The organism is Mesorhizobium sp. M1A.F.Ca.IN.020.06.1.1 (genome assembly GCF_004023265.1).
GTDB lineage: Bacteria > Pseudomonadota > Alphaproteobacteria > Rhizobiales > Rhizobiaceae > Mesorhizobium.
Map to the genome: position 1 here is coordinate 1 of NZ_RZSR01000725.1, position 3102 is coordinate 3102.

Consider the following 3102-nt stretch of genomic DNA (forward strand, 5'->3'; position numbering starts at 1 on the left):
GACAACTAGGGCGATCAGCCACCCGCTGCCGCCACCACCGCCCCTCGAGGGCGGCGTGCTCGACGGGGTGTAGGGGTCGTTAGGGTTCGCCATGAAACGTGTCCTCCTTGGAATGAAAGGCATCAAATAGCAGCCATCAACGCGCGGATCCCCTAATGGGTTTCACGCAGGCGGACGGAAAGCGCTGAAAAACCGGCATTTTCCGCTCCCCAGCCGCCAGACGACTCAGTTGACGGCGGTAACACTATACCCCGCTTTGCGGAAATCTTCGACCAGTCCGTCAGGGCCGGGCAGATGCAGCGCGCCGACCGCCATGAAGGCATTGCCCCTGGCCAGAATCGGCATGGCATGCGCGACCATGACCTTGTTGCGGCTGGTGATCATGGTCTGCTCAAAGGCGGCATAGCCGGCCTGGTCATCCGCCGTGTCGGGCAGCACGGCGCGAAACAGCGGCCAGAACATGCCGACCTCGCCGCGTTGGTAGAGCACGATCATGGTTTCGTTGACGTCGTTCACCTTGTCGCCGAGCTTCAGCGTCTCGACCAACCCCTTCATGTGGTAGGCGAGCGGCAGCGAAGCCATGGCGCGCAACTGGTCGACGGCGGTTTCCAACCCCTCGACGTCCTTGCCGGACGCTTTGGCGTCGGCGGCCAGCTTGACGTCCAGCACCGGCGCGCCGGCGCTCTGGCGCGCCACCTCGCAGGCCGGCAGCGCCACCATGGCCGACAGGATCCACGGCTTCATCTTGGCCACCGTCAGAGGCGGAATGCCGCGTGCGTCAAGCCCCTTGTTCAGCACCGCTGCATCCTCGGGCGACAGCAGCGAGGATAGCGTCGTGTTGTCCGTGAACATCATCAGGCCAGGCTCGGCGGCCATGGCGGCCATCATCTTGGCCTTGTCGAGGGCGTCGGTGGTTTCGATGATGATGGTGTCGGCGCCTTCATAGGCTTTTTGGGCCGCGGCAGGCAGCGTGGTGACGCGCGCGTCCGTCATGTGCATGGTGCCGAAGAGATAGGACGGCTTCTCGCCCGGTTTCTCGAGCTTCCACAACAGCCCCCGGCCGTTTGGAACGGCGGCGGCTTCGGTCTCGACCTTCTTGAAGGCGGCGGGATCGCTCTTTGCAAGACCTGCCAGCAGGTCGCTGCCGCCGCAGGCGGGCGCTTCGGCATGCGCGCGACCGGCCAGCAGCAGCACGAGCAGGAACGAAAGGAAAAACAGCACGTTGAGCGCTGCAAGCAGCTTCAACGAGACGAGGGCCGCGCGGTCGGCGATGGCGATAACGCGTTTCATGGCAAGCTTCTTAAGCGTAAAAAGCGGCAAAACGGTTAATCGAGAGCCGAAATTGTTGTCGACCGGCCCGGATTCCCGGCAGCAGCGTTAGACGGGTGGCCCTGCACCGATGGAAGGCCATGGCTAATCTGCAGGCAGTTTCGGTGATCCCTGCGGTCGAGCGGCCCAACTGGTTGCTGGATTTGACGGGAGCGATTGCGCCGAAAACGCCGATCCCCTAGATCATGCGACCGTAAAGCGCCCGGCAGGGGACCCCGTGTGATCATCGACAACGCCGCCTTCGAGCGCTACCGGCGCTCGCCGAACGAGAAAACCACCCTGCTCCGGCTCCTGCTCGGAACGGCGATCGTCGTTCTCTTCTGGCTCGCCGTGACGCTGGTCGTGCTCGTCGCCGGCACCGCCGCCTTCATCGTCTTGCGCCTCCCGGGCCCGGCGACCGGACAGCCGATCCAGGATTTCCTTGCCTCTCCCGCCGGCATCCTCACCGTGCTGGCGTCCTTTGCCGGCATTTGGATCGGTCTTTGGGCCGCGATGCGTTTCGTTCATGGCGAGCCGCTCTCGGCGCTGATCGGCCCAGACCGCCGCATCTCGCGCGGCGGGTTTCTCAAAGGCCTGGTCGCGGTTCTGACAACCTCCTTGTTCTCCGAGGTGCTGCTCTATTGGCTGCAGCCGGAGATCGTCCGCGGATCGATCGCGTTCTCGTCCTGGCTGCTCTTGCTTCTCGCGATCGTGCCGCTCGCCTTTCTGCAGACCTCATCGGAGGAGGCTCTGTTCCGTGGCTATCTGCTGCGTGGCCTCGCCAGCCGCTTTGGCAGCCCGCTGATCTGGGCCGCGCTGCCGGGGCTTCTGTTCACCGCGTTGCATTGGAGCCCGGCCTCGACGCTTGCCATCAATGCCAGCGTGCTGGTCTCGATCGCCGCCTTCGCGCTGCTGCTGACGCTGCTGGTCTATGTGACCGGCAATCTCGGCGCTGCATTCGGCGCCCATCTCGGCAACAATCTGATCGGCTTCCTGCTGATCTCGCACCAGCAGAGCTACAATTCCTTCGCCCTGTTCAACGCCAAGCCGCTGGAAGGCCCCGGCTGGACCAATTGGGACGCCGTTCTCATCGCCGCGATCGGCATCGTAAGCACGCTGCTGACGATGCTCCTGCTTCTGCATCGCCGCTCACCCCTGAAGGTCGGGCCGGACGAGCCATGATCCAAAAAAGCGGAAACCGGTTTCTTGATCGGATCGTGGTCAGGCGGAAAACCGACGGGCTCGCCTGATGCGCATCACGCTGGTGGCGGAACGCACCATTCCCTGCAAAGGCTATGGCGGCACTGAGCGGCAGGTCGACTGGCTGGCAAAAGAGCTTTCGCGTCTCGGCCACAAGGTGGTCCTGATCGCCGGTCGCGGCTCGAGCCATCCGCTGTGCGAAGTGCGGCAGGCCTCTTCGGCCGCCGAATGCCGCGCTGCGATCCCGGCCGACACCGACATCGTGCATTTCAATGGCTGGTACATCGAGATTTCGCGACCGGCGCTCTATACGATGCACGGCTTCGACCCGGAATTCACGCAAAACAGGCCAAACTGGAACTTCGTCAGCGCCAGCCATGCGCGCAACCATGGGCGGGAAACCTTCGTCCACAACGGCTTTCCGGTCGACGCCTATCGGCTGTCCGCCGGCAAGACGGACAGGCTTCTGTTTCTGGCCGGCATCGCCCGCGCCGGCAAGAACCTCAACCGGGCTGTCGATCTCGCCCGTGCGTTCGATTTCCATCTCGATATCGCCGGCGGCTCGCGCTGGCAGCTCCTGCAGCGCACCAAGGT

The 3102-nt window shown here is 64.0% G+C and carries 2 protein-coding genes and 1 pseudogene; 2 read left to right on the plus strand and 1 reads right to left on the minus strand.

Annotated features, from left to right (window positions below; all coding sequences use genetic code 11):
- Positions 1-225: 225 nt before the first annotated feature.
- On the minus strand, positions 226-1290 hold the full coding sequence (locus EOA60_RS25810) for a TraB/GumN family protein (RefSeq protein ID WP_095825211.1): 1065 nt from the start codon (positions 1288-1290) through the stop codon (positions 226-228).
- A gap of 258 nt (positions 1291-1548) precedes the next feature.
- Between EOA60_RS25810 and EOA60_RS25815 the strand changes: the two genes are divergently transcribed.
- Both EOA60_RS25815 and EOA60_RS25820 read left to right on the plus strand, forming a co-directional pair.
- Positions 1549-2490, plus strand: coding sequence for a CPBP family intramembrane glutamic endopeptidase (locus tag EOA60_RS25815; protein WP_095825152.1), 942 nt, complete (start codon positions 1549-1551; stop codon positions 2488-2490).
- A 67-nt stretch (positions 2491-2557) separates the two neighbouring features.
- A pseudogene (locus EOA60_RS25820) lies at positions 2558-3102 on the plus strand (glycosyltransferase family 4 protein); the annotation flags it as partial.

Excerpts from the sequence above, each read along its gene's own strand:
- EOA60_RS25810 (WP_095825211.1), bottom strand. The coding sequence starts at position 1,290 with ATGAAACGCGTTATCGCCATCGCCGACCGCGCGGCCCTCGTCTCGTTG.